General features: G+C 34.7%; 16 protein-coding genes. 14 read left to right on the forward strand and 2 right to left on the reverse strand.

Features of this window, described 5'->3' with window-relative positions:
• The first annotated feature begins 352 nt into the window (after positions 1-352).
• The 8 genes from metH to L0669_RS07830 all read left to right on the forward strand — a co-directional run bounded on the left by metH (position 353) and on the right by L0669_RS07830 (position 13123).
• Entirely contained in the window at positions 353-3028 is a 2676-nt protein-coding gene (gene metH, locus L0669_RS07795; RefSeq protein WP_263762545.1) for a methionine synthase, read from the forward strand.
• A 147-nt stretch (positions 3029-3175) separates the two neighbouring features.
• A complete protein-coding gene (metF, locus tag L0669_RS07800) occupies positions 3176-4132 on the forward strand; it encodes a methylenetetrahydrofolate reductase [NAD(P)H] (RefSeq protein WP_263762547.1) in 957 nt (318 codons plus the stop codon).
• Positions 4133-4267: 135 nt separating this feature from the next.
• On the forward strand, positions 4268-4921 hold the full coding sequence (locus tag L0669_RS07805; RefSeq protein WP_263762549.1) for a class I SAM-dependent methyltransferase: 654 nt from the start codon (positions 4268-4270) through the stop codon (positions 4919-4921).
• Positions 4922-5189: 268 nt separating this feature from the next.
• Positions 5190-6413, forward strand: a complete 1224-nt coding sequence (locus L0669_RS07810; protein WP_263762551.1) for a dicarboxylate/amino acid:cation symporter — start codon at positions 5190-5192, stop codon at positions 6411-6413.
• A 107-nt stretch (positions 6414-6520) separates the two neighbouring features.
• Positions 6521-7930 carry a pyridoxal phosphate-dependent decarboxylase family protein gene (locus tag L0669_RS07815; RefSeq protein WP_263762553.1) on the forward strand — a complete coding sequence of 470 codons (1410 nt, stop codon included), beginning with the start codon at positions 6521-6523 and terminating at the stop codon, positions 7928-7930.
• Between the two features lie 291 nt (positions 7931-8221).
• Complete coding sequence (locus L0669_RS07820; RefSeq protein WP_263762555.1) at positions 8222-10567, forward strand: TonB-dependent receptor; 2346 nt, start codon at positions 8222-8224, stop codon at positions 10565-10567.
• A 41-nt stretch (positions 10568-10608) separates the two neighbouring features.
• Complete coding sequence (locus tag L0669_RS07825; protein ID WP_263762557.1) at positions 10609-11853, forward strand: DUF4374 domain-containing protein; 1245 nt, start codon at positions 10609-10611, stop codon at positions 11851-11853.
• A gap of 103 nt (positions 11854-11956) precedes the next feature.
• Entirely contained in the window at positions 11957-13123 is a 1167-nt protein-coding gene (locus L0669_RS07830; RefSeq protein WP_263762559.1) for a PepSY-associated TM helix domain-containing protein, read from the forward strand.
• A 385-nt stretch (positions 13124-13508) separates the two neighbouring features.
• Here L0669_RS07830 and L0669_RS07835 read toward each other — a convergent pair whose 3' ends face one another.
• Together L0669_RS07835 and gldA are read right to left on the reverse strand one after the other, a co-directional pair.
• Positions 13509-15632 (reverse strand): outer membrane beta-barrel family protein, encoded by a 2124-nt coding sequence (locus L0669_RS07835; protein ID WP_263762560.1) that lies wholly within the window; start codon positions 15630-15632, stop codon positions 13509-13511.
• 507 nt (positions 15633-16139) lie between these two features.
• Positions 16140-17036: a gliding motility-associated ABC transporter ATP-binding subunit GldA gene (gene gldA / locus L0669_RS07840; RefSeq protein WP_173969748.1), complete on the reverse strand. Its 897-nt coding sequence runs from the start codon at positions 17034-17036 to the stop codon at positions 16140-16142.
• Between the two features lie 144 nt (positions 17037-17180).
• Here gldA and L0669_RS07845 point away from each other — a divergent pair, with 144 nt between their 5' ends.
• The 6 genes from L0669_RS07845 (at position 17181) to L0669_RS07870 (ending at position 25002) form a co-directional block, all read left to right on the forward strand.
• Entirely contained in the window at positions 17181-17768 is a 588-nt protein-coding gene (locus L0669_RS07845) for an outer membrane beta-barrel protein (protein ID WP_263762561.1), read from the forward strand.
• A gap of 197 nt (positions 17769-17965) precedes the next feature.
• Positions 17966-18556, forward strand: coding sequence for a porin family protein (locus L0669_RS07850; RefSeq protein ID WP_263762562.1), 591 nt, complete (start codon positions 17966-17968; stop codon positions 18554-18556).
• 371 nt (positions 18557-18927) lie between these two features.
• The gene (locus L0669_RS07855; protein ID WP_263762564.1) at positions 18928-20109 is read left to right on the forward strand and encodes an L-lactate MFS transporter; all 1182 of its coding nucleotides are present in this window, start codon (positions 18928-18930) and stop codon (positions 20107-20109) included.
• A 108-nt stretch (positions 20110-20217) separates the two neighbouring features.
• Positions 20218-22452: a formate C-acetyltransferase gene (gene pflB / locus L0669_RS07860; RefSeq protein ID WP_263762566.1), complete on the forward strand. Its 2235-nt coding sequence runs from the start codon at positions 20218-20220 to the stop codon at positions 22450-22452.
• 281 nt (positions 22453-22733) lie between these two features.
• Positions 22734-23516, forward strand: a complete 783-nt coding sequence (gene pflA / locus L0669_RS07865; RefSeq protein ID WP_263762568.1) for a pyruvate formate-lyase-activating protein — start codon at positions 22734-22736, stop codon at positions 23514-23516.
• Between the two features lie 139 nt (positions 23517-23655).
• Entirely contained in the window at positions 23656-25002 is a 1347-nt protein-coding gene (locus L0669_RS07870) for a deoxyguanosinetriphosphate triphosphohydrolase (RefSeq protein WP_263762570.1), read from the forward strand.
• Positions 25003-25010 lie beyond the last annotated feature (8 nt).

Genomic DNA, 25010 nt, shown 5'->3' on the forward strand with positions numbered 1-25010 from the left:
AACAACAGATTGGTAGCAACGGAATTTATTCCGTTGAAATAATGAAAGCCAAAAAAATAATAGTTCCGTAGGAACGACAGATCGGTAGCAAAAGAGAAATTGTTTCAAAAACGATAATTGAAATCGTGAAGAATATAAAGTTATTTTGAAACCGAGTGTCGCGTGAGGGATAGAAGCGGCTAGCCCACAGCCTGACGAAGGAAGTGCGAGGACTAATAGCGGATAGCCCGATTCGCCGCGGCGAACACGCCCAAAATAAGATTAAAGTAGAATAAAGGTTAGTAAACCTTATAACATATACAATAAAACTTAGAACCTAAGCAACTTAGGATCTTAGTAACTTAGAAAAGAAATGGCAGAAAATAGAAGAGACCTTGTATTAGCAGGATTAGAACCGTTGATTATTACGCCTACGAGTGTTTTTGTAAACATTGGTGAACGTACGAATGTTACGGGTTCAAGAAAATTCCTTCGCTTAATCAAGGAAGAGAAGTATGACGAGGCACTTGATATTGCAAGACAACAGGTAGAAGGTGGAGCGCAAATCATCGATATTAATATGGATGAGGGAATGCTTGATGGGGTTCAGGCAATGACTAAATTTTTGAATTTAATTGCATCTGAACCTGATATTTCGAGAGTGCCGATTATGATCGACAGTTCGAAATGGGAAATCATTGAAGCAGGTTTAAAAGTAGTACAAGGAAAAAGCGTTGTAAACTCGATTTCGTTGAAAGAAGGTGAAGAAGCCTTTATTCATCATGCTAAATTAATCAAACGATACGGAGCTGCGGCTATTATCATGGCTTTTGACGAAGTAGGTCAGGCGGATAATTACGATCGTAGAGTTGAAATTTGTCAGCGTTCGTATGATATTTTGGTTAACAAAGTTGGTTTTCCTCCTCAGGATATTATTTTCGATTTGAATATTTTCCCAGTTGCAACCGGAATGGAAGAACATCGCTTGAATGCTTTGGACTTTTTTAGAGGTACAAAATGGGTTCGTGATAACTTGCCTCACGCGCATATTAGTGGTGGAGTAAGTAACGTTTCGTTCTCTTTTAGAGGAAACGATACGGTTCGTGAAGCGATGCACTCGGTGTTTTTATATCACGCAATCAAGAACGGAATGACAATGGGAATTGTAAATCCGGAAATGCTTTCGATTTATGATGATATCCCAAAGGATTTATTAGAACACGTTGAAGACGTGATTCTTGACAGACGTGATGATGCGACGGAAAGACTTTTGGACTTTGCTGAGAACGTAAAAGGCGAAGTAAAAAGTGATGAAAAAGCGATTCAGGAATGGCGTTTAGGAACGGTTCAGGAACGTATTACGCATTCATTGGTAAAAGGAGTTGATGCTTTTATTGAAGAAGATGTTGAAGAAGCTCGTCTTGCCGCAACAAAACCTATTGAAGTTATCGAAATCAATTTGATGACGGGAATGAATGTGGTTGGAGATTTATTCGGAAGCGGAAAAATGTTCTTGCCTCAGGTAGTAAAATCGGCACGTGTAATGAAAAAAGCCGTAGCGTATTTATTGCCATATATTGAAGCAAGTAAACAAGCGGGAGACAAACAAGGAAACGGAAAAATATTGATGGCAACCGTAAAAGGTGACGTTCACGATATTGGTAAAAATATTGTTTCGGTGGTTTTGGCGTGTAATAACTATGAGATTGTAGATCTTGGTGTTATGGTGCCTCCGGAAAAGATTATTGCTGCGGCGATTGAACATAATGTAGACATTATTGGTTTAAGCGGATTGATTACTCCTTCGCTTGACGAAATGGTGTATTTGGCCAAAGAATTAGACAAACAAGGAATTAAAATTCCGATTATGATTGGTGGAGCAACAACTTCTCGCGCTCATACAGCCGTGAAAATCGCTCCGCAATACAGAGAAACTGTAATTCATGTAAACGATGCTTCAAGAGCCGTAACCGTTGCAGGAAACCTATTAGATCATAACCGAAAAATATATGCGGCGGATATTCGTGCGGAATACGATTCTTTTAGAGAAACGTTTTTAAATCGTTCGAGAGATAAAAACTTCCTGTCGATTGAAGATGCCCGAAGAAATAAATTTCCGTTAGATTGGTCTGAATATACACCAACGAAACCAAAAGTAATTGGGAAACAAATTGTTGAAGTTGAATTAGATGTTTTGGTTCCGTATATCGATTGGACGCCATTTTTTCAGACTTGGGAATTGTACGGAAAATATCCTGCAATTTTAACGGATGAGGTTGTGGGAAAAGAAGCGACTTCGGTTTTTGCAGATGCTCAGGCAATGCTGAAAGTGATTTTGGCAGAGAAAAAACTAAAAGCAAAAGGTATTTATGGAATTTTCCCTGCGAATCAGGTGGATGATGACGACATTGAATTGCGTGATGAAAACGGAAAAGTTTTAGAGAAATTCTTAACACTTCGCCAGCAGTCCCAAAAAACAAAAGGTGCTCCAAACATTGCTTTAGCCGATTTTATTTTGCCGAAGGACTCAGGAATTACAGATTATATAGGGGCTTTTTGTGTAACTACAGGTTTTGGTGTAGATGAATGGGCAGCTGAATTTGAAAAAGATCTTGACGATTATAATTCGATCATGGTTAAAGCTTTAGCAGATCGTTTTGCTGAGGCTTTCGCCGAATATCTTCACGAAAGAGTTCGTAAAGAATTTTGGGGTTATGATAAAGAGGAATCTTTAACCAACGAAGAATTGATTAAAGAAAATTATAAAGGAATTCGTCCTGCGCCAGGATATCCTGCATGTCCGGATCACCTGGAAAAACCAACAATCTGGAAGCTTTTAAATGTAGCTGAAGAAATTGGAGTAACCTTGACAGAAAGTATGGCAATGTGGCCGGCTTCATCGGTTTCTGGATATTATTTCGGAAACCCAAAAAGCAGGTATTTCGGACTCGGAAAAATAAAAGAAGATCAGGTAGTAGATTATGCCAAACGACGTAATGTGCCAACAGATTACGCGATGAAATGGTTAAACCCTAATATAGCAGATTAAATTAATTTTTGATTTTAGAGTTCAGATTTCAGATTTTACTCTAAGTCATCATTTAAACAAAAAGATATTTGATTATGTTTTTTGATTTCAGATTTTTTACACAAACTAAAACTCAAAATTCATAACTCATAACTCATAACTTAAAAAATGAAAGTAACAGAACATATAGAAAACGCCAAAGGAAATACATTATTCTCATTTGAAATTATTCCACCTCAAAAGGGGAAAAGCATTCAGGAATTATACGATAATATCGATCCGTTGATGGAGTTTAAACCGCCGTTTATTGATGTAACAACTTCTCGTGAAGAGTATATTTATATTGATAAAGGCAACGGACTTTTAGATAAAAAACTAACTCGTATGCGTCCGGGAACGCTTGGAATTTGCGCTTCTATAAAACATAAATACAACGTAGATACCGTTCCTCACGTACTTTGCGGAGGATTTACAAAAGAAGAAACCGAATATCTTTTGGTAGATTGTAACTATTTAGGAATCGACAATGTGATGGCTTTGCGTGGTGATGCCATGAAAGACGAGCAATATTTTATGCCAAAAGCAGGAGGAAACGATTACGCCATTGATTTGGTGAAACAAATTAGTTTACTTAATCAGGGTAAATATCTTCATGAAGTGATGGATGCTGACAACAGAGCCAATTTCTGTATTGGAGTTGCAGGATATCCGGAGAAACATTTAGAATCTCCATCGCTACAGTCAGACTTAAAAAGACTAAAAGAAAAAGTAGATGCCGGAGCTGATTATGTGGTAACACAAATGTTTTTCGACAACTCAAAATATTTCAAGTTTGTAGAAAAAGCGAGAGAAATAGGAATCACGATTCCTATTATTCCGGGAATTAAACCCATTGCTGTTCAAAGACATTTACAGGTTTTGCCTCAAATTTTCCGTATCGATTTGCCTGAAGATTTAATTCATGCCGTAGATCAATGCAAGAGTAATGCAGAAATCAGACAAGTGGGTATCGAATGGGCAATTCAGCAATCATTAGAATTAAAAGCGGCCGGAGTTCCTGTTTTACATTATTACTCAATGGGGAAATCAGAGAATATTCGCCAGATTGCTAGCCATCTTTTTTAATGTCATTGCGAGGAACGAAGCAATCTCATGTTGCTTATCTTTTGTACTTTTGATAGTGCGGTTGCTTCGTTCCCCGCAATGACAAGCAAGGCTTGGAATTTGGATTTTTAAATTTGGATTTTAATTTTTACCATTATGAAACAAGAAGAATTACAAGCAATAGCTTCTCAGTTGAAGCATCCCACGGGAGAAAAAGGGATTGAAATGGGGAACATGATGAATGAAACCAACATCAACATGACACATCATTCGATTCAAAATCTACATATAACAGCAGGAAATACAATTCTTGAACTAGGTCACGGAAACGCAGGACATGTAGCATTTATATTCGAACAAGCTGAAAATATTAAATACTACGGACTCGAAATGTCTGAATTAATGTTTCAGGAAGCGCGCCAGATCAACAGGAATTTTGTTTCTCAAAAACAAGCCTTCTTTTCGATTTATGACGGAAATACAATTCCGTTTCAGGAAGCGTCTTTCGATAAAATTTTTACAGTAAACACGATTTATTTCTGGCAGGAACCTGAAAAATTGCTTTCAGAAATTTATAGGGTTTTAAAGCCAAAGGGAATCTTATGCCTCACTTTTGCCGAAGAAAGTTTCATGAAACAACTTCCTTTTACGCAATTCGAGTTTGAGCTTTACAGCACTGAAAAAGCCGAAGAATTAATAGCAAAATCGGAATTCAAAATCATCAATAAAGAGACTTTAACAGAGAAAGTAAAAAGCAAAACCGGCGAATTGGTCGACAGGGCTTTTACTACTTTAGTTTTAGAGAAATAATAGTTAGCGAATTCATTCTTTATTTTGTACCGTTAGGTACTAAATGTAGGTAAAAATCATGAATTAAAATAGATTTGGCGTCCCGTAGGTACGCAACAAACCGATATCTATTGTATACCTGTGACACATTTAATTCGCATAAGTTAAAAAATCATTTGAAATTCTTTTAATCAGTGGAATAAAAAAATAGTTTCAGCACTCTTTTTTTGACTAATTTAATTGATTTTTATTTCACGTTTCTATTTCCAAATTATTATACAATTAAACCATGGAGATTAAAAAAATCAATTTTCTAAAAAGTTACAGCAGCGTTTTATTACTTCTGGGAGGAATTATAATTGGAAGTATCTTCGGTTTAGTTTTTAAAGAAAAAGTCGCAGCTATAAAACCTGTTGGAGATATATTTCTGAACTTGCTTTTTACAGCCATTATTCCGCTTGTCTTTTTTACGATTACTTCTTCTATTGCCAATCTGGAAAAAACAGAAAAACTAGGAAGATTATTTGTAATCATGATCGCGGTTTTTTTAGGAACACTTCTTATTTCGGCTATCGTCATGATTATAGCCGTTTATCTTTTTCCTATTCATGAAAATATTATAATTACCAAAGTTCCTTTAGAGAATATTCAATCAGGAAGCGTGGGTGATCAGATTGCGCAATTGCTTACAACCAATGATTTTTACGAATTATTATCTCGAAAAAGCATGTTGGCGCTCATTATATTTTCATTTTTAATAGGATTTGCGACTTTGCAATCAGGTGAAAAAGGAAATGCTTTCAAGAGTTTTCTGGATTCAGGAAACGAAGTTATGAAACAGCTTTTAATGATGATTATGAAATTGGCTCCAATAGGTTTAGGAGCTTATTTTGCCTATCAGGTTAGTTATTATGGTCCGCAATTATTTGGTGTTTATGCCAAACCACTAGGTGTTTATTATCTGGCTTGTATTTTTTACTTTTTTGTGTTTTTTAGTTTGTATGCTTTAGTAGCTGGAGGAAAAAGAGCTTTTGTTGTTTTCTGGACTAATAATATCACGCCTTCATTAACAGCAATAGGAACCTGCAGCAGTATTGCGACAATTCCGGCAAACCTCGATGCCGCCGAAAAAATGGGAATCCCTAAACATGTCAGGAATTTAGTTATTCCGTTGGGAGCACCTTTGCACAAAGATGGTTCGAGTATGTCGTCTATCTTAAAAATAACCTTTCTTTTTGCGATGTTTGGTAAAGATTTTACTTCACCATCTACGATACTTTTAGCATTAGGAATTACCATAATTGTATCGATTGTCGAAGGCGGAATCCCGAACGGAGGTTATATAGGAGAAATTCTGGCCATTACCGTTTACGGTTTTCCAATGGAACAAGCTTTGCCGGTTGCCATGATCCTGGGTACTCTCGTTGATCCCATTGCTACTTTATTGAATGCTAACGGCGACGTAATTTCTTCTATGATGGTCTCGCGGTTTTCTGAAAAAACCAAGTGGTAATTTTTTTCCAAGAATAAATAAAAAATCAGTGTTAATCAGCTTAATCAGTGTTATTTGTGGGCAATGTCTACAACGGCACTTTTGTACAAGCATTTAAAAACTATAGAATGAATGCAATACTTCAACATGATCTGAATGATCTCGAAAATATACTAAATCAGGCCAAACAACAAAGTTTAGATTTTCTGAACGATTTGGAGAATATCCCAACTTCAACTAAAAATACAATTGATCCAACTCGACATTTAGATGAGGAAGGATTAGGATCATTAGCAGCACTAAAAGAATTTAAAGAACGATTGGCTCCATTGATGGTCGCTTCGCCTGGGCCAAGGTATTTGGGCTTCGTAACCGGAGGTTCAACTCCGGCTTCGATTGTGGGAGATTGGTTAGCATCAGTTTATGATCAAAATACGCAGGCAATAAAAGCGCAGGGAGGAGTTTCTGCTTTAATAGAATTTGAAACCATCAATTTGTTGCTGCAATTATTAGACTTGCCAAAATCTTTTTTAGGTGGTTTTGTAACAGGAGCAACCATGTCAAATTTTACTTGTTTGGGTGTTGCGAGACAATGGTTTGGAGCACAATCAGGAAAAGATTTTGCAAAGACAGGAATAACTGAAACCATCAATATTCTTACTGCAACGCCACATTCGTCTTCAATAAAAACATTGGCGATGTTAGGAATTGGAAGCAATAATTACACAACAGTTAAAACCATTGAAGGTAATCGTGAAGCTATTGATATTGATGATCTGGAAAAAAACATTCAAAATTTAAACGGGAAACCTTTTATCCTGATTTCGAGCGCAGGAACGGTAAACACAGCTGATTTTGATGATTTTATAGCCATTTCAAAACTAAAAGAAAAATACAATTTCTGGTGGCATATTGATGCTGCTTTTGGAGGTTTTGCGTCCGTTTCAGAAAAATTTAAACATCTTGTAAACGGTTGGGAAGGTGCTGATAGTATTACTATTGATTGCCATAAATGGCTAAATGTACCCTACGAAAGTGCTTTTTACCTGATTAAAGAAAAACATGTACATCTTCAAATAGAAACTTTTCAGAATTCGAACGCGCCCTATTTAGGGAATCCGCTAGAGAACTTTAATTACCTGAATGTATTACCCGAAAATTCTCGTCGTTTAAAAGCTTTGCCTGTTTGGTTTTCGCTAATTGCTTACGGAAAAGAAGGATTTACAGATATTATAGAAAAAAGTACAGCCTTAGCATTACACTTTGGAAATGAACTTATTGAAGATGATAGGTTTGAACTTTTAGCGCCCATTCGTCTTAATAATGTTTGTTTTACTTTAAAAGGAGATCACAATCAGGACAATGTAAGTCAGTTTTTAAGCCTTTTAAATGATAAAGGAAAAGTGTTTATGACACCAACAGTATATCAAAATCGAAAAGGAATAAGAGCTTCTTTTGTAAATTGGCGCACCTCTGAAACTGATATAAAAATAATAATTGAAGAACTAAAAGAAACGATTTTAGATCTGGAAATATAAAATTTATTATAATTTTTAAAAGCCCGCTTATCTTGTAAGCGGGCTTTTTTTTTTGACTTTTTTGTCTGGTTTTAATAAAATGGCACTTGATATTTTAACTTTTTAGATATTAAATTTTAAGCAAATCTTAAGTTAAGGTTAATTTTTTCTTAAGAATGATGCTTTTTTTTATAGATATCTCCGTTTAAAAGTTAATTAGTATTCTTATTTAGAATAATTAAAAATAGCTTGGAAAAACTCTTCTGAGACCTTAATTTTGTTGCTAATTTAATTTCAAAAATTAATTATCTGATGCAAATAAGTAGATTAATGCTCTTGATTACAATTTTCCTTTCTTCACTTCAAGGGTATTCGCAAAAAAACAAAGTAAACTTAACAGGAGTCATAGTGACAAACTTGGGTAAACCTGCTGAAGGGGTTTCGGTAACTTTAAAAGGAACGGCATATGCGACACTAACCAATAACAAAGGTGAATATAGAATTAGTGCTGAAGCAGGAGATTATGTTTTATTAGTTACTCATGTTGGTTATAAAATGACGCAGGCAGCAGTTTCGTTAAAACAAAACGGAAAGCCTACTCAAAATATCACAATGGAAGAAGATATGGCCAACTTAAATGAAGTTGCCATTACAGGAAAATCAAAAGTACAAAGAGTGCGAGAGCAGGCTTACAATATTACAGCTGTAGATCTTAAAAAAACGTACAATACATCTGCCGATTTAAATCAGATTTTAAATAAAACAACAGGAGTTCGTATTCGTGAATATGGAGGATTAGGATCTGCTTTTAATTTCTCATTGAATGGTTTTTCAGGAAATCAGGTTAAATTCTTCCTGGACGGAGTGCCAATGGATAGCTATGGTTCGGCCCTTACATTAAACAATATTCCGGTAAACATGGCCGAGAGAATTGATGTGTACAAAGGTGTAGTTCCTATTGAGTTAGGAGCTGATGCTTTGGGAGGTGCTGTTAATATCATAACCAATAAAAATGTAAATCGTTACATTGATGCGTCGTATAGTTTTGGTTCTTTTAATACGCACAGAGCAGCGTTGAATACCAGATTTTCTGGTCGCGACGGATTTATCGCCAACATTAATGCATTCGCTAATTACTCAGACAACGATTATAAAGTAGATGTAAGCGTTGTAGATAGAAACACTTCTAAATATTTACCGGAACAAAAATACAGACATTTTCACGATGCATACAAGTCCGGAACTATAATGGCAGAAGCAGGATTTAAGAATAAGAGTTTTGCAGATTATTTGCTTGTAGGTTTTGCAATGGCGGGCAACAATAAAGAGATTCAGCAAGGAAAAACAATGCAAACGGTGGTTGGGCAGGCTTTTACAAAAAGTGAAAGTTTTATTACTTCTTTAAAATATAAAAAAGACAATCTTTTTACAAAAGGACTATCTGTAAATATTAATTCAACTTATGCTTTAGTCAACAGTAAGGCTGTAGATACTTCTTCCCGAATTTATGACTGGACAGGAAACTATGTATACAGACAATTTGCAGGAACAAACGACAAAGGCGAATTAGACACTAAAAGAATAAAAGTTTTTGATGATGAGAATGCTCAGGTAACAACAAATTTGAAATACCAGTTAAATGATCAACACTCAATAGGTGTAAATTATTCTTTCACGGGTTTCAAACGTAAAGATACCGATGAATACCCAAAAATTGTTGAAGTGGGAGAACCAACAGTCAATAAAAATATTTTAGGATTAAACTACAGCTTTAGCGGTTTAGACAATCGACTAGCGATTTCAGGATTCGGTAAATTATTTGCTTTAGATTCAAAAATGATTGCTAAAGAAGAAATACAATATAAATCTTCAACTAATTATGGTTACGGAGCTACGGCAGCGTATCATTTATCAGACCAATTTCAAATAAAAGGATCTTATGAACATGCGTACCGTTTGCCATCACCTGAAGAGATGTTAGGAGACGGGTTGAATATAAATAGTAATGTAAATATACAACCGGAAAATAGTGATAATGCAAATTTAGGATTAGCTTTTCTTACACAGAAAAATAGCAATCAGTTTAGTGCTGAAACGAATGTAATATATAGAGAAGCTAAAGATTTTATTAGAGAGCAATTAGTGGGACCTAAATCTGTTTATGAGAATCTTGCAAATGTCCAGATAACAGGTATTGATGGTGTTTTGAGATATGGTTATAGAGATCTGGTAAATTTTGAAGTAAACGCTACCTATCAAAAAAGTCTCAATAAAAATAAATACAAAAAAGGAACCACTAGTCCTGATGCTTTATATGGTGCACAGTTGCCAAACGTACCCATTTTTTACGGAAACGCAGATTTGACTTTTAATTTTAAAAATATCAAATATCACGACGACAGACTTTCTGTAAATGTTAGTGCCAATTATATAGATGCTTTTTACTTAACGTGGCCAGTATTAGGAGGTTTAGAAACTAAGAAAGCAATTCCGGAACAATTTACTCAAAATGCCATGGTCGCTTATTCGTTTTTAAACGGAAAATACAATCTGGCTTTTGAATGCAGAAATATTACAGATGTAAAAGTGTACGACTACTTTAAGGTTCAAAAACCTGGGCGAGCTTTCTCTGTTAAATTCAGATACTTTCTTCAGTAATAATATAAAATTTTAATAATAACCCTTAATAAATATAAATCATGTTTGTAAACAAATTTCAAAAATGTTTTGCATTGGCATTACTATCGTTAACTACTTTTTCTTGTAGTAGTGATGATAATGCTCCACAAGAAGAGCCAAGTACAACTGATTCTAAATATGTAGCATCATATTGGTTAGACGATTATACTCAGTACATCTTAGATTTTAATTCTATAGATAAATTAATGACTGGAGAAATTAGTGCAAAGGGAGTAGGTATTGAACAAAACGGAAGTTGTTTTCCAGTAGAAAACACATTTTTTGCCTTGAGTACAGATGATGACGGATCAGCTTCATTTCATCTTAATAGCGCTGGTAAATTAGTGCAGGGAGGTAAACTTGCTTTTGAATCCTCTTATGCAGTTGGTTATACTGATGATAAAAGAATGATCAATATTGGAGCAACCTGGGATGGTAGTTCATCTGATTATGAATTGATGATTTACAACCCAACTACTATTTCTGTTGATGGTCGCAAATTCAATGATTTTAGTGTTGATCCATCAAACAAAAAAATATTATACTGGCCAACAGGAGCTGCCGTTTCTGGAGATAAACTTTTTGTTCCGGTGTATACTAAAGATGTTACTGACGGAACAAATAAAGTATTATCATCTGATGCTACTATGAGAATCTACAAATACCCTTCTTTAGATTATGTTACTACAATAAAGGATACTAGAACTACTGCTATTGGTATGTACTATACGAATACCGGAATTGTACAAACACAGTCAGGAGATATTTATACATTTTCATCTAATGCCCGTGCGGGTGGATATCCTGTTACAGCTGCTGCTTCTGGAGTTTTACGTGTTAAAAAAGGAGATGCAAAATTTGATCCGGGTTACTTCTTCGATCTTGAAGCAAGTACAATAAAAGGAAAAGTTTTAGCAGCATATCCATTAGGAGGAGAAAAAGTTTTTATTTCTTATATTCCTGTTAGTGTCGATCCGGACAAATCTGTTTATAGTTTTTTAAGTACACAAACTATTTTCAAGTCGGCAATTCTTGATTTGGCTAATAAAACAATCTTAGAGGTTACAGGATTGCCTGATCATGGTGGAGACGAATTCTTCGGATTAGGAAGTTTATTGGTTGAAGACGGAAAAGCATACAAAAGTTTTGTTACAGGTAAAGAAGCTCGTGTTTATCAAATCGATATCGCAACTGGTACTGCAAAAGCCGGAGCACTTCTTAAAGAAGGTCTTTACTTGCCTTCTATTGGTAAACTGACTTTCTAAATAAATCAATTTTTAATGGCTGGGGGTATTATCTAGGTAATCCTCTGGCCATTTTTTTAATTCGCTTGCCTATATAAAACATTACTTTCCAAATTACATCTCAATGAATATTTTTAAAAATCGTACCAAAAAACCACCCAACAAAGGAAAATCCCGTTTTAGTAAAATCAATGCCTGGTTGCATTTATGGCTTGGTTTAGCTTCAGGAATAATCGTTTTTATTATGGGAATTACCGGTTGTATTCTGGTTTTTGAACAGGAAATAAAAGAATTAACATCACCATATTTAAGTGTAGAAGCGCAAGGTCCTGAAAAATTGTTACCGCCTTCAAAAATTTACGCTGCAGTTCATAAGGCCTTGCCTAATAAAGAAATTCATGGCGTTTGGTATAATGGTTTAGATAAGTCAATTAGAGTCGATATCGAATCAGATTCGTTGATTTATGTAAATCCGTATAACGGTAAAATTACCGGAATGGTGCATCATGAAGATTTCTTTCATTTTATGGATGAAGGGCATCGTAATCTTTGGTTAGAGCGGGAGATAGGTTCTCAAATAACGGCCTGGGCAACAGTTGTATTCTTCTTTTTGTTAGTTAGCGGATTGATAATGTGGTTCCCTAAAAAATGGAATAAAACGACTCGAAACAGTAGTTTTAAAATAAAATGGGATGCCAAATTCAAACGTCTGAATTATGATTTGCATAATGTGCTGGGCTTTTATACACTCATTTTGGCTGTGCTTATTGCGTTTACAGGACTGTTAATGAGTTTTCACTGGTTACGGGAAAGTACGTATTGGGTAGCCGGAGGATGGGCCGATGAAAAGGATAAAAAAGAACAAGTTGTTGCAGTAAAAAAAGATACTTTATCTCAACAACAATTAGATAAGTTGGCTGGAGCCGATTTTATCTGGAAGAAAGTAAGAACAGAAATTGCTAAAGAAAATAAAGAAGCCGTTATCATTCATTTTCCGGATGAACCCAAAGATGATTATTATGCCTGTACAGATATGAATAAAGGAGTATGGAGAGATTTATACTTTAATTCTCAGACATTAGAATTGCTTCCAAACTCGCATCAGTATATTGGCGATGAACGTTTTGCTAAATGGCTGATGCGATCTAATTACAGCCTTCATATTGGCGCAATAGGCGGTATACCCACTAAGATTGTCTATTTTCTAGGCAGTTTAATATGCGCCAGCTTACCGGTTACCGGATTTTATATTTGGTGGGGAAGAAAGAAAAAACAAAAAACCAAAGCATAATCTGCTTTAATTTTATTTAATTTTTTTGTTGGTTAGTGTTTAAAAGTCTTTTGCGAGAAGTAACATTCTTCAAGAGACTTTTTTCTTGTTTAAAAGTAAAAGGAAAGTATCTATTTCAATTAGTTCTTCAAGTAATAATATTGTTTGTCAGACTGAGCGAAGTCGAAGTCTCATATGCTGAATCACTTCGCGGAACTTAGACTTCGCTCAGCCTGACAGTTTATATCAGTAAAATAAAAACCAGCCTAAATCCGCTTAAATCCGCGGCCCATTATCAATACCATTTGCGGTAAGTGTATTAAAACAGAAAGAGCCTGATAACTACAACAGGCTCTTTTCCATCAAAAAAAAACAAAAACAAGGGGGAAACTAAAAATCCAAAATATTAAATTCTGTATGTAAAGGCTATTGTAGCAATACGGTTATCAAGGTCATACCTTTTATTTATACTCGTTTGCGCAATAACTGAATTGATGTGAAAATTATTGGTATTGAAAATATCAGTAACATTCAATTTGATATTTCCTTTTTTGGCCAATACTTGTTTCGAAATTCCGATACTGAAATCAAAGAAAGCATCTCTTTCATAAATGCCAAGATTTGATTTTGACTGATATTGTGCGTTGGCTTCGGCTTTCCAGCTTTCTGTAATAGTAAATGAATTTTGTACACTTAAATTTAAAGTTACAATAGGATCGATTTTGTCGGTATTCACGACATTGCCCATAAATTTATTTTCGAAAATATTGAATAGTGTATTTACAGACCACCATTTATAAATTTCGGCTGTATTGGTAATATTGGCTCCATAATTATAAGACTTGTCAACATTAATTTGCGACGTAACGGTCGTGTTATTATCTGGATTATAAACATAAACTTCTGTAAAAACATCTTTGGTTTTGCTAAAGTATAACGAAGCCATAAAAGCGCTTTTCCAGGAATAACCAATTTCTGTAGAATGCGTAATTTCAGGAACCAGATTTGGATTTCCCTGAGAGTAATTAAAAGAATCATCATAAAAACGAAACGGATTCAAATCAAACTGGCTTGGTCTGTTGATTCTTTTACTATAAGAAGCATGTATCGAGTGGTTCGTGCTCAGTTCATATTTCATAGAAACACTCGGAAACCATTTTAAATAATCGTCTTTGTGCTCTTCATTGAGCGTTTTTTGTAAAATATTGATTGCAGTATATTCAGTACGTAAACCACCCTGAATATTCAATTTTTCCATCTGATATTTATAATTGGCGTAAGCTGCATAAATTTGTTCTTTATATTCAAAATGATTGGTCGAATTAAGATCTACAATCCATTGGTTATTGTCGTTGTATTCGTAAACAGATGGATTATCATTGTTTTTTACACTGGCTTTAAATCCCCATTCGATCGATTGTTTTTCCTTAAGCGGATTAGTAAAATCAATTTTTCCGGTAAAAACCTTCAATTGCGACGGAATAAAACCTCTTCTATCATTAATGTTAGTTGTGCTTAAAGGATCGATATTCTTTGCGCTCTGAAACTGATTCGATCTGAATTTTGAAGTTTCATATTCAAAATCGAATGACATATTTTTTCCTTCGGTATTAAATTTATGAACGCCTGAAAAAGCATAGGTGTAATCATTCCATTTCTCTTTACTGTCATTGTAAGTTGAGGCATCAAATTGTACCTGATCCATTGCATTAAGCAGCGTATTTCTACCATTGGCAATATTTTCATAACGTCCCAATTTAGCATCAACATATACTTCTAAATTCGTTTTAGGAGAAACTTCATAAGTTGTTCCTATTTTAAAATTGTTAGAAGTTAGTGGTTCATCAGTAGTTGAGGTTTGATGATTTTTTGTCGAAATCGTTTGGCGGGTTGCATCAGTATATTGATTTTGGTCAAACTTTTTACGTTCTTCTTCACCTCTAAAAGTGTAGCTGTAGTTTCCGTAAACACCAAATTTGTCTTTGTTGTAACTTAAGTTGGCGCCAGAATTGGTTCTGTTTTTTCGGCCTCTTCCGTAGTTGGTAAAAACGGTTCCTTTAAGTCCGCCTGCATTAGGTTTTTTTAAAATAATATTGATGATTCCGGCTTTTCCGGTGGCATCATATTTAGAAGAAGGATTTGTAATAACTTCTATTTGTTTGATATTTGATGAGGTAGTCGATTTTAAATAATTCGCCAGTTCCTTTTGCGAAAGCTGCGTTAATTTGCCATTTATCATTACACCAACACCTTGTTGTCCGCGAATCGATAATTCTCCATCCTGAGACACCACAACGCCCGGAGCACGCGATAAAACATCTAATGCGGTCCCACCTTCAGAAACAATGCTGTTTTCAACATTAAAAACTAATCGATCTGATTTTTGAGTATATAGAACTTTCTTTTTTGTAATTACAATTTCATCTAATGCATTGATCGAAGTTTCGACAATACTGTCGGTTTCTTTTTCGGTCTGCGAGTATCCGTAGACTGAAAATGCAAGCATAATAGATGTTATAAAATTCTTCATGATATCTGGATTTGATTTTTGTAATAGGGGTTTTAATGTAATGGTACGTTGAATTTGCGAAGCAGAAATAAGAACTAAATCTCTTTTAAATTGCTATTTTCTAATTTAAAATGATTTGTTCTACTTTGTCAGAAAGAGTTTTTCGAAGATTTGAAAAATAGTGAAAGAGCTTAGAAAATGGGGCTTTTGTAAAATTGATTGCAGAAAACATTATAGTGGCATTTGAAGTTTCAGTGTTCAAATATAACACTATTTATAACAAGTCTAAATAAAAATAGTTAAAATTTGATATGCGATTGTATAATGAATTGATAATTAATGCTTCGCGATTTCGAGAAAAATAGAAAATTGTAAAATAATAAGGTGATTATAAGGTAAAACTTTAAAGAATATAATGATTCCAGGCTTATAATATTTGGATAGATGGCATTAAAAAAGCCAATTCTTCACGAATAAAGAATTGGCTTTTGTATGTAAACTGAGACTGCGACTGAAAACTGCGACGCTCTATTTCGTAATTTCCCTAAAAACCGCTTCAAGGTTTTTATTTTTTTGATTGAGTTGTAATGTTTTTAAACCATTTTCGTTAGCGAAATCAAAAATAGCAGGACGCATATCTTTTTCGGCAACAAAAGTAAGTTCCCAGGTCATATCGTGAATATTTCGATATGACGTAATATTTTCAAGTCGGGCTAAAAGTTGTTCTTCGATCTGGTAATCAAATTCAACTTCGATAACTTGTTCTTTATTTTCAGATACTAAATGATCTAATTTTTTATCGGCAACAATTTGGCCTTTGTCAATAATAATGACACGGTCGCAAATGGCTTCGACTTCCTGCATAATATGAGTAGATAAAAAAACCGTTTTATCTTTCCCCACATTTTTAATTACGTTACGAATTTCCATTAACTGATTAGGGTCCAAACCAGTAGTTGGTTCGTCGAGAATCAAAACATCAGGATTGTGCAGCAAAGCATTCGCCAGTCCCACACGCTGGCGGTATCCTTTAGACAATTGACCTATTTTTTTATGGCTTTCCGGTGTCAGTCCTGTCAGTTGAATCACTTCTTCAATTCTTGATTTTGGAACCTGATACACATCGGCATTAAAAGCTAGATACTCACGAACATACAAATCCAAATATAGCGGATTATGTTCTGGTAAGTAACCAATAGAACGTTGCACTGCCTTTGCGTTCGTCATGACATCATGGCTATTTACAAGGGCTGAGCCATCATCGGCAAGTAAATAAGTAGTCAAAATTTTCATTAAAGTAGATTTTCCTGCTCCGTTTGGACCAAGAAATCCAACGATTTCTCCTTTTTGAATCGAGAACGAAATTGAGTTTAACGCTTTTTGAGTTCCGTAACTTTTTGATATGTTGTTTACTTCTATCGACATGACTTTTTATTTGCTACAAAAGTAAACAGAAATAGTTTTGATTACTAGATTTTGTCTTTTAAAGAATCGAATTTAAAATTGAATTATGAGGGAACAGTGGCATCTTTATTGTTAAAGGAGTATTAAAATTTATAAAATATCACAATGAAAAAAATGTTAGTTGTTCTTGCATTGGCTATGTTTAGCTTTGCAAATGCTCAAAAAGGTTCTATTTTGGTAATGGGAAGTATTGAATACAATTCTCAAAATGTATCAAATGCAGGTTCTGAAACCAAAGATAATTATTTTGGTTTTTCTCCTAAAGTAGGTTACCAATTTCACCAAAACTGGACTGCAGGTATTGAGGCAGGATTTGGTACTGCAAAAAAAGAGTTTGGTCGTGCTGAGAATAAAACAAATGATTTCTCATTAGGAGGTTTTTTACGTTATTCTAAGCCATTAAACCAAACCTTTTCTGCTTACGCTGATTTAGGAGTTGGTTATCAAAGTACCAAAAATACAATTACTGGTACACCACTTGCTGGAATTAACAAAGGTGATGGTTTTTATATTGATGTAACTCCTGCAATTTTTATTAATGTTAATAAAGGATTTGGTTTAAACTTCAATATTGGAGGTTTAGGCTATAATACTTATAATTTTGACGGAAATGACGGTAACGGAGATAACGTTAAAAACTTTAATTTCACTTTTGGAAAAGCATTTTCTGTAGGGATTTCAAAAAATTTCTAATTTTTAGAAATATATTTCAATTTCGAAAAAGCATCAGCTATAGCTGATGCTTTTTTTGTTTTGTAGCGTTTTTGTTGTGTTTTGTTATTGTTTGCTAAAACGTTAAAATGCGGATTTATAGATATTTGCCGTGTGATTTGTTTTTTGTAATGGCATTGTTGTTGTTAAAACAGTATTAAAATTTAAATATCACATTTATGAAAAAAATTCTAGTTATCGCTGCATTGGCTATGTTTAGCTTTGCAAATGCTCAAAAAGGATCAATTTTAGTTATGGGAAGTGTTGGGTATACTACTCAAAAAAGTGGTCATAATGATTTGGCAAACAAGTATAGTTATTTCAGTTTTTTACCTAAAGTAGGATATCAATTCCATGAGAACTGGACAGTAGGTCTTGAAGGAGGTTTTTCAACGGTAGAAGACAAGACCAGTACTGTCTATAAGTCTAAAACAAATGCATTTTCTTTAGGAGGTTTTTTACGTTATTCTAAGCCTTTAAATCAAACTTTTTCTGCTTATGCTGATTTAGGATTGGGGTATCAAAATAGCAAAGTTAGATCTAGAAATGGATTGTTTAACACAACTAATAAAGGCGATGGATTTTATGTTGGAGTTACCCCGGCAATTTTTATCAATGTTCATAAAGGTCTTGGTTTAAACTTTAATATTGGAGGTCTAAATTATGGGAGCATGAATTTTAATGGAGATAATGGAAATTCTAATGATCGAAGTACTTTTGATTTTACTTTTGGGAAAGCATTTTCTGTGGGGATTTCGAAGAATTTTTAAATCTATAATATGTTTCGATTTGAAAAAGCACTCCAATTGGAGTGCTTTTTTGTTTGTAATTATAATATCTTTTGAAAAATAAAAACGCCTCATTTAGCCCCGATAGAAGCGGTATCCTTTTTCTGGCTCTTTTAGCCAGGAAAAGATATAGCGGATAGCGGGACAGAAGTTGATTTGAAAACTGATTTTTTCTGCTTCAAAAAAAAACTAAACGCGATCAAACACAGCACAGGATTAGAGTTTTAGGGCTGTTTTTTATACAACGATTTCGTAAATTTATTCGGTGTTTTTGGCCCAAACACGATAAAAATCACGTTTTCTGTAAATTTCGACTTTTACATTTGTAAGACGCATTTTAAATGTTTCGTCTTATGATAAAAGCAAATAAGTGGATAATTGTATCGGCAGGAATGTTATTGCAATTATCAATTGGGTCTATTTACGCTTACAGTGTCTGGATTAATCCTATTCATTCTCTAAATGACTGGGATACGCATCAATTAAAACTATCTTTTAGTTTGGCTATTTGTTTTTTAGGACTTACAGCTGCTTTTATGCAAAAATTTGTTCGCAAAATCGGACCTAAAAAGGCAGGATTACTCGCTGCATTATTTTTTGGTATAGGATTAATGGGCAGCGGATGGGCTATTGCAGAAAAATCATTGCCGTTGTTTTATTTATTTTATGGCGTAATAAGCGGTATCGGATTGGGGTTTGGCTATATCACACCTATTTCGGTCGTTGTAAAATGGTTTCCTGAAAAGCCCGGTTTTGCAGGAGGATTGGTTATCATGTCGTTTGCCGTAGGCTCGATATTAGCCTCACGAATCATTTTACCATTAACACAATCAATAGGGGTTTCTCAAAGTTTTTATTTGTTGGGCGTTGCTTATTTTCTAATAATGGTTGTAGCTTCTTTATCCCTTTCTCTTCCTTCTTCTGTCACTTCGGCAGAAGATAATCTCAAAAACAATTCTCCTATTCCTTTAAAGGAATTACTAACTGATGTTCGTTTCTACAGTCTTTGGTTCATGTTGTTTTTAAATACGACTTGTGGTATTGCATTAATTTCTATTGCCGCTCCCATGGCAAAAGATATCATTCATATTGATGATCAACAAGCGATTAACTTTGTTGGATTCATTGGTTTTTTCAACGGATTTGGCAGATTGTTTTGGTCTAGTATATCAGATAAAATTGGCCGATGGTCTACTTTTTTTCTGTTTTTTGCCATTGGTGCCTGTTGTTTTCTGGTATTAAGCCAGAGCAATACTCCAATTGTATTCCAGCTTATGGTTTTTATTATTATAAGTTGTTACGGAGGTGCTTTTGCAGCAATGCCGGCTTTTGTTAAAGATGTTTACGGACCTTATAAAATGAGTTCTCCCTTTGGTTTTATATTAATTGCCTGGTCTGCCGCAGCTTTTGTGGGGCCGTGGTTAATTTCACTGACCAAAAATTATACTGCAATCTTCTATTTGTTTGCAGGAATTTTAAGTTTTACCGCAATAATGTGTCTAATGGTAAAACCAAGGCTTATTTATCGAAAATAATTACGATTTTTATAAAAATAAGTCTTATAAATGATTATTATCATAGTTTTCGGATTAAAAATTGCCGAAATTTGATCATATAATAAACGCAATTAAATTATTTGAGTTATGAAAGCAAATGTCGAAAAAAAGGTATTTACACCCGGAAAATGGGGAGCATCAGTGAACGTTCAGGATTTTGTGTTAAAAAACATTACTCCATATGAAGGAGATTCTTCTTTTCTAGCCGGACCATCATTAAAAACTACCAATTTGTGGAATATCTGTAAGGAAGCTTTATTAAAAGAACGAGCAAGTAACGGGTGTTTGGCAATAGATGTAGAAACAATTTCAACGATAAACGGATTTAAGCCAGGATATATTAAAAAGGAAGATGAAGTTGTGGTTGGTTTACAAACAGATCAGCTTTTAAAAAGAGCAATGAAGCCTTTTGGAGGAATTAAGCTGGTAGAATCTGCTGTAAAAGAGAGAGGATTAAAAGTGTCTGATCGTGTAATCGATATTTTCAACTATGCTAAAAATCATAACGAAAAAGTTTTTGATGCGTATGATAAAGAAATCAGAGATTATCGTTCTAAACATATATTAACAGGTTTACCTGATAATTATGCCCGCGGACGTATCATTGGAGACTTCCGTCGTATGGCTTTGTATGGAGTGAATCAGCTTATTGCCTTTAAAAAAGAGGATCATGCCAAAGTGGGTGGCGAAATGACAGAACATAAAGTGCGTTTGCGTGAAGAAATTTCAGCTCAAATTAGTGCCTTGCAAGATATGCTTGTAATGGCAGCAGATTATGGTTTTGATATTTCTCTTCCTGCACAAAATGCAAAAGAAGCAGTACAATGGGTTTATTTTGCTTATCTGGCTGCGGTTAAGGAGCAGGATGGAGCTGCAATGTCATTAGGAAATGTATCTTCATTTCTTGATATCTACATACAAAGAGACCTTGAAGAAGGATTAATTACTGAATTTGAAGCGCAGGAATTAGTAGATCAGTTTGTAATGAAGTTACGAATGGTGCGTCATTTAAGACCAGGTGCTTACGATGAAATATTTGGTGGAGACCCAACATGGGTAACAGAATGTATTGGAGGTATGTTTAATGACGGAAGAACGAAAGTAACCAAAACATCATTTAGATTCCTTCAGACATTGTATAACTTAGGAGCATCTCCAGAGCCTAATTTAACGGTTTTATGGTCAGAAGATCTTCCACAAGGATTTAAGGATTTCTGTGCACAAGTTTCAATTGATACATCATCAATTCAATATGAAAATGATGACTTAATGCGACCAAACAGAGGTTCTGATGATTACGGAATTGCTTGTTGTGTATCTCATCAGGAAATTGGTAAATCTATTCAGCACTTTGGAGCACGTGCCAATTTGCCTAAAGCATTATTAATTGCTTTAAACGGAGGTAGAGAAGAACGTGGCGGAGCATTAATCATGAAAGATATTCCGTTTATTCATGACGAAGTATTAGATTATAATGTAGTAAGCAATGTTTTCAAACGTACACTTAAAGAAGTTGCCAGAGTATATGCTAAATCTATGTATATTATTCATTATATGCATGATAAGTATTACTACGAAAGAGCACAAATGGCGGTGATTGATTCTGATCCTCACATTGATATTGCTTATGGTGCAGCAGGAATTTCTATTATTGCAGATTCATTATCAGCAATAAAATACGCTAAAGTAAGACCAATAAGAAATGAAAACGGAATTACAGTAGATTTTAATATCGAAGGTGATTATCCTAAGTTTGGTAATGATGACGACAGAGTAGATTCTATTGCTCAGGAAATTACCGCTTTCTTTATCAAAGAACTTAGAAAACATACTGCATATAAAAATGCAACACCAACACTTTCATTATTAACGATTACATCGAATGTAATGTACGGAACGAATACCGGAGCGACTCCTGACGGACGTAAAGATGGTGAGTCTTTTGCACCGGGTGCTAACCCAATGCACGGACGTGATTCTAGCGGAGCAATTGCTTCATTAAATTCTGTTGCAAAACTAGATTACAACGATGCGCAAGATGGTATTTCTAATACATTCTCTATGATTCCGAAATCATTGGGAGATACCAGAGAAGAGCAAGTAACCAATTTAGTGAATGTCATGGATGGTTACTTTGCACAAATGGCACATCACTTAAATGTAAATGTATTAAATCGCGAAACCCTTCAAGATGCCTATAATCATCCTGAAAATCATCCACAATTGACCATAAGAGTTTCGGGTTATGCTGTTAATTTTGTGAGATTATCAAGAGCGCATCAGTTAGAAGTTATAGCGCGTACTTTTCACGAAGCAATGTAAATCGGCCAAGCGTGAAATCAGAGATAGGTTGGCTAGAAATTAGCCAGCCTATTTTTTATTTTATTATTATTAACTTGTTGGGTGAATTAATAAAAAAAAAGAAACATATAGAAACATAGATTTTTTAGGCAAAAGAAGGAGAAAAAAGGAACTTATTTGGTTACACTATGTGTATTTCAAATAAGTGAAACGCCTTTTTAAGTACAGAAAAGCTATGTTTCTATGTGTTAAAATAATTACCCCCAATTCGTTATTATTGTTTTAATTTGATTTAAGAAACTATGTATTTTCCATTACAAGATATTGAAGCCGCCAAGCTAAACATTGATGATCCTGATCATTTAAGAATACATTCTCTGGAAACCTTTGGTACCCATGATGGTCCCGGTATCAGGATGGTGGTGTTTGTGCAGGGATGTCAGTTCAGGTGTTTGTATTGTCAGAACCCTGATACAATAGATGTTAAAGGAGGCTCATTGGTAGAAATAGAGGAATTAGTAAAAAGAGCCGTTCGTCAAAAAAGTTATTTTGGTAAAACAGGCGGAGTCACAGTTTCAGGAGGAGAACCTTTGCTTCAAAGAACCAAATTGCTTCACTTTTTTAAACGTTTACATGAAGAAGGTATAAATACGTGTTTAGACACCAACGGAAGACTAAATAATCATCAGGCACAAGAACTTTTTGATAATACCGATCTTTTATTATTAGATGTAAAACATATTAATGATAAAATACATCATGAATTAACCGGTTTAACCAATAAAAACACGCTTGAGGTTGCGGCATATAGAGAATCTACTGGAAAACCAATGTGGTTGCGCTATGTTTTAGTTCCCGGCTGGACAGACCAACCCGAATATCTGGAAGAATGGGGACAACATTTTACCCATTATAAAACTGTTGAACGCGTTGAGATTATTCCTTTTCACCAACTCGGATCTCAAAAATGGGAATTGCTGAATATGCCCTATGCTCTAAAAGATACTGTACCGCCAACAGCAGGAAGTAAAGACGAAGCATTTGCAATTTTTAGTAAATATTTCAAAAATGTCATACTCAAGTAGAAAGGTGCGTGTAGGCTGAATACACAGGAGGTTTATCTTTTAAATAGTATATTTTGTTGAATGAAATCCTAAATAAAACGTATTTTTGACGCTTAGATGAGAAATCTACAATCTACAATCTGAAATCTAAAATACAAAAATGAACTGGGAACAACTTTTATCACTCAAACGCCAAGGCGATACAAGCAAGAGATTACGTGTAGAACAAGATGATACCCGACTGGGTTTTGAGGTAGATTATGATAGAATTATTTTTTCGGCTGCATTTCGATCACTTCAGGATAAAACTCAGGTTATCCCGCTTTCAAAAACAGATTTTGTACACACCAGGCTAACACATAGTTTAGAAGTTTCGGTTGTGGGACGTTCTTTGGGGCGTTTAGTGGGAAAAAAAATCATTGAAAAATATCCCCATTTAAAAGAAATCCACGGTTATCATATGAATGATTTTGGTGCTATTGTAGCTGCGGCTTCTTTGGCACATGATATTGGGAATCCGCCTTTTGGTCATTCTGGTGAAAAAGCAATTGGAGAGTATTTCTCGATAGGAAACGGGTTACAATACAAAGATCAGTTAACAGCCAAACAATGGCAGGATTTAATTGATTTTGAAGGAAATGCAAACGGTTTTTCAGTTCTTACGGCAAGTCGCCCGGGAATCGAAGGCGGACTTAGGATTTCATACGCTACTTTAGGTGCTTTTATGAAATATCCAAAAGAAAGTTTACCTAAAAAACCAACAAATGATATTGCAGATAAAAAATACGGTTTCTTCCAGACTGATAAAACCTTTTTTGAAGAAGTCGCAAAAGATATGGGCATGATTGCCAATAAATCAGGGGACGATGTTGGTTTTGAGAGACATCCATTGGCTTATTTGGTAGAAGCGGCAGATGATATTTGCTATACTATTATCGACTTTGAAGACGGAATAAATTTAGGATTAGTATCTGAAGATTATGCTTTAGAATACCTGATAAAACTGGTAAAAGACAATATTGGAGTTGCCAAGTACAAGACTTTAACAACAAAAGAAGACAGAATCAGTTATTTGCGTGCGCTTGCAATAGGAACGTTAATCAACGATGCTGTAAATGTTTTTATAGAGAATGAAGAAGCGATTCTGGCCGGAAAATTTCCTTTTGCCTTAACAGATAAAAGTAAATATAAAGCGCAGATGAATGACATCATCAATTTAAGCGTTGATAAAATCTACCAAAGCCGCGAGGTTATCGAAAAAGAAATTGTGGGTTATCAAATCATTCAGACTTTATTGGATAAATTTATAACCGCTTTTAATAATAAATACGAAGGAACTGCATCGAACTACGATAAATTGATTCTGAAAATGTTGCCGGAAAAGCATCAATTAGAGAAAGAGAATTTATACGAGCGCTTATTGCATATTTGCCATTATGTTTCGCTTTTAACAGACGGAAACGCGCTGGAATTATTCGAAACCATTAACGGAAGAAAGAAGAATTAAACAAAAAA

Origin of the sequence: Flavobacterium bizetiae, from assembly GCF_024271895.1 — a bacterium.
Taxonomy (GTDB): Bacteria; Bacteroidota; Bacteroidia; order Flavobacteriales; family Flavobacteriaceae; genus Flavobacterium; species Flavobacterium bizetiae.